2 protein-coding genes and 1 pseudogene are annotated in these 4,152 nt (G+C 75.6%); all 3 read left to right on the top strand.

Translation table 11 applies throughout. The features are described from left to right. Positions 1-165: pseudogene (locus ACWDD7_RS37350) on the top strand (2-oxoacid:ferredoxin oxidoreductase subunit beta); the annotation flags it as partial. 144 nt (positions 166-309) lie between these two features. Beyond that, on the top strand, positions 310-1,299 hold the full coding sequence (locus ACWDD7_RS37345; RefSeq protein WP_450460673.1) for an AfsA-related hotdog domain-containing protein: 990 nt from the start codon (positions 310-312) through the stop codon (positions 1,297-1,299). A 10-nt stretch (positions 1,300-1,309) separates the two neighbouring features. Then, positions 1,310-4,152: AfsR/SARP family transcriptional regulator (locus ACWDD7_RS37340; RefSeq protein ID WP_450460672.1), on the top strand; the 2,843-nt coding region annotated here is incomplete at its 3' end.

The raw sequence follows: 4,152 nt of genomic DNA, 5'->3' as shown, positions 1-4,152 counted from the left end.
CTGCACCACACCCCGATCGGCGTGTTCCGCTCGGTCGAACGGCCGGTCTACGACGAGCAGATGACCGCACAGCTGGACACCGCGGTCGAGCAGAGAGGCAAGGGCGACCTGGCCGCGCTGCTCGCGGGCGGCGACACCTGGACGGTGGCGGGCCAGGGGGGCTGAACGCCGGGCGGGGGCGGTGCCACGGCCCGCTTCAGTGCGGCTTCCCCGGTCCTTCAGCGGAATCGGGCAACGTGCTCTCCATCAAGCGCATGTGCCCAGCCAGCGTTCCGCAGAGCCGCCGGACACCGCCGTAGAGGACCCCCCATGGACACCTTCACCCCCACGTCCCCCTCTTACCTCGGACCCCACCACCTGGTTCACAGGCCCGTCAGCCCCGAGGCCTTCCTGCTCAAAGCGACCGCACCGGTCCGGCAGAACTTCGCCTTCTCCGCGCAACTGCCGGAGGAGCGGACGCCGTCCGGCGAGTCCGGGTCGCGGTACCACGATCTGCTGTTCCCCCTGGAGTCGCTGCGACGCACGATGTCGTTCGCGGCCCGCCCGTACTTCCGGGTGCCGGCGGACCGGCGCCCTGTGCTGGCCTCCGCCGGCGCCGCCGTCACGCGTCTCGACGCCTGGCGCCGCGACGGCGCGGGGGCCGGGATCGCCCTCGACCTCGGCATGACACCGCTCGACGTCCTGGGCGGCGTGCCGCGCGGCCTGGACTGCCAGGCCACCGTCTCGATCGACGGCAAGCGCTGCGGCACCGCTTCGGTGCGGCTGGTCTTCCTCGCCGACGACGCCCGTCACGGCGCTCGCGCGTCCGGACGGACGGACGGCGGGGAGGCCGCGGCGGCGCGGGACGCCGGCCCGCTGCCCACCGGCATGCCGCTGCCCGAACAGGTGGGTCGTCACGACAGCCGTGACGTCCTGGTCGGTCTGCCCGAGTACGCCGGGGCCGACGGCGCGGACGGCCTGGACTTCCCCCTGCGCACGCCGGCGGCCACCGAGGCACCGGGCGCGATGTCTTCGGTGCCGTTCCTGGAGGCATCGCGTCAGGTAGGGCTGCTGGCCGCCGCGGAGCTGCGTGGATTCGTCCCGTCGTACGCCGTGCTGTCCCGGTGGCAGGCCACGTTCCGCAACCCGGTCGAGCCGGGGCTGCCGCTGCGCTGCTCGGTGCGTGAGGGAGTGCGCCGCACCGACGGACGGGTGTCCCGCGACGAGGCGGGCCGGCCGGTGATCGACCTGCGGCTGTCCTTCCGCCAGGGCGACCGGGTCGTGGCGGGCGTCTCCGCGACCGTGCTGCAGGACTGCTGAGGCTCGCGCGATGAGATACCGAGTCCTCGGCCCCGTGCACATGTCCCCCCGTACGCCGTCCGCGGCCAAGCTGCGCGCGGTCCTGGCCACCCTGTTGGCGCAGTGCAACACGGTGGTGTCGACCCACTCCCTGATCGACGAGCTGTGGGGTGCCGAACCCCCGCGCACGGCCACCACCACCCTCCAGGTGTACGTGTCCCAGCTGCGCAAGGCCCTGTTGGCGGTGAGCGGCGAGACCCCGGCGGAGTCGGACCCGGCGCAGCCGCTGCTGACCCGGTCGCCCGGCTATCTGCTGCGGGTGGCCCCCGGTGAACTGGATCTGTCCGCCTTCGAGACGCTACGGGCCGAGGGCCGGGCCGCGTACGGCAGGGGCGAGTACGAGGCCGCCTCGCAGACGCTGAGCCGGGCGCTCGACCTCTGGACGGGGCCCGCGCTCTCGGGCATCCCGCACGGGCCCGCGCTGCAGGCCTCCGCGATCAGGCTGAACGAGCTGCGCACCGAGGTGCTGGAGCAGCGGATCTCCGCCGATCTGCGGCTCGGGCTGCACCAGGAGCTGATCGGCGAGCTGATGGCGCTGGCGCACGAACACCCGCTGCGCGAGACGTTGCACGGTCATCTCATGGTGGCGCTCTACCGGTCGGGCCGGCAGTCCGACGCGCTGCGGGCCCACCAGCGGGTACGGCGGTCGCTGGTCGACGAACTGGGGGTGGAGCCCGGCCCGGGGCTGCGCGGGCTACAGGAACGGATACTGGCCTGCGACCCCTCACTCGCCTGGCGTGGCACGCCGGAGCACCGGTTCGCGCCGGCCGGCGGTTCCCACGGCCACCCGGCCGAGCGGCCCGTGCCAGCCCCCGCGCCCACGGTGTGGTTGCCGCCCGCCGTGGCGGGCTTCACCGGGCGCGAGCAAGAACTCGCCGCCGGTGAACGGCTGTTGATGGACGACACCCCCGGCCGGAACAAGGTGCTGCTGCTGTCGGGCCGGGCGGGCGCCGGAAAGACGGCGCTGGCCGTCCGGCTGGCCCACGGCGCCGCCGACCGGTTTCCCGACGGGCGCGTCCTGGTGACGCTGCGGGACGCGGCCGGGCGAGCCGTCGCGTCGAGGACCGCCCTGACCGTCCTGCTGCGCCGGCTGCGCGGACCGCGGGCGGCGGGAGCGGCGACGGACTCCGGGACCGAGCCGCTGCCGTCGTCCGAGGCGGAGCTCGCGGAGCTGCTGCACCGGCGCACCGCGGGCCGCCGGATGCTCCTGATCCTGGACGACGCCGTCTCGGAGGCGCAGGTACGGCCGCTGCTGTCGGCCGTACCGGACAGCACCGTCGTGCTGACGAGCCGTCATGTGCTGGGTGCGCTCCAGGAGGTGGAGCGTGTGACGCTCGACGTGCTGTCCGGGCCCGAGGCCGAGGCGCTGCTCACCGCGTGCGGGGGCCGGCGGATGCGGGACGACCCGGAGGCGGCGGACGAGATCGCCCGGCTGTGCGGCCGGCTGCCGCTGGCCCTGCGGGTGGCGGCGGCCGGACTCGCGGCCCGTCCGCACTGGACCGCCGCCGGGCTCGCCCGGCGGCTGCGCGACGAACGCACCCGGCTGGCCGCGCTCCAACTGGGCGATCTCGACGTCCGCAGCAGTCTGCTGACCGCCTACCGCGATGTGGACGAGGAGGCCAGACACGCCTTCCGCGTCCTGGGGCTGGCCGCGCTGCCCGAGTTCGCCCTGTGGAGCGCCGCCGCGCTGCTCGGCACGGGCCCGGCGGAGGCCGAGCGGCTCGCCGAGGAACTGGTGCAGGCCCATCTGCTGGAGGCGCGGCGGCAGCCCGGACGGCAAGCCCCCGTGCGCTACGGCTTCCACGCGCTGCTGCGCTCGCTGGCCCTGGAGGAGCTGGACCGCCGGGACCCGCAGGAGGGCACCGCCGCCGTGGAGCGGCTGTGCCGCGCCTTCCTGGCCCTGGCCAGGCACGCGGACGCCCGGCTGACGCCCGGCCGGGACCGGCTCGCGCACCGGGCACGGGCCCAGGACGGGATCTCGCCCGAGCCGGACGGGTTCTCGCCCGAGGAGGTGGTCGGCGATGCGCCGCTGCGGTGGTTCCAGGGGGAGTCCGCGGGCCTGTCGGAGGCCGTACGGCGGGCCCATGCGGCCGGGTGGTGGGAGCTGTGCTGCGCCCTGGCCTCGGCCTCGGCCGGCTACTACGAGACGGGCGCCCTGTGGGACGAGTGGGAGTCGACGCACGGCCTCGCGCTGGACGCGGCCCGCAGGTGGGGCGACGGCCACGCGGAGGCCGTCGTCCTGCGCTCACTGGGCGACCTCGCGTGGCAGCGCCGGCAGACGTCGGCGGCCGTCGACCGGTTCCGCCGGGCCGGGGAGCTGTTCACCCGGCACGGCGACCGGGCCGCGGCGGGCCGGTGCCTGTCCGCGGAGGCGGACGTGCTCCTCGGCACGGGACGGGTCGCGGCGGCCGAACAGGCGTGTGCGCGGGGCCTGTCGGTGAGCCGGTCGGCCGGCGATGTGCGTGGCACCGCGGAGGCGCTGCGCGGACTGGCCCTGGTGGCCGTGCGCGAGGGGCGGCACGAGGAGGCGCTGGCCCGTCTGGCGGAGTGCGAGAGCGCGGCGCGCTCCGTGGGTGACCGGCGCTGGGCCGAGTACGCCCACCGCACGGCGTCCGCCCTCCGCACGGCGCTCACGGCCGGCGGCCCGGACACGGCGACGGCGATCCCCCTCGAAGTCCGTCCGGGCGTCTGGCTCTTCAGCCCGTCCGTGCCGGCCCCGCCCCCGGATCAAAGCCTGGTTGACGACTCCCCGGGGACTATCGCGGCCTCCCACGTCCTTCATCGGTTCCTGGTGCCAAGGCATCCACCGTGCGC

This window comes from Streptomyces sp. NPDC001056, assembly GCF_053598955.1.
The sequence above is the reverse complement of the archived record's forward strand: the minus strand, read 5'-3'. Positions and strand labels throughout refer to the sequence as shown.

Excerpts from the sequence above, each read along its gene's own strand:
- ACWDD7_RS37345 (WP_450460673.1), top strand. The coding sequence starts at position 310 with ATGGACACCTTCACCCCCACGTCCCCCTCTTACCTCGGACCCCACCAC.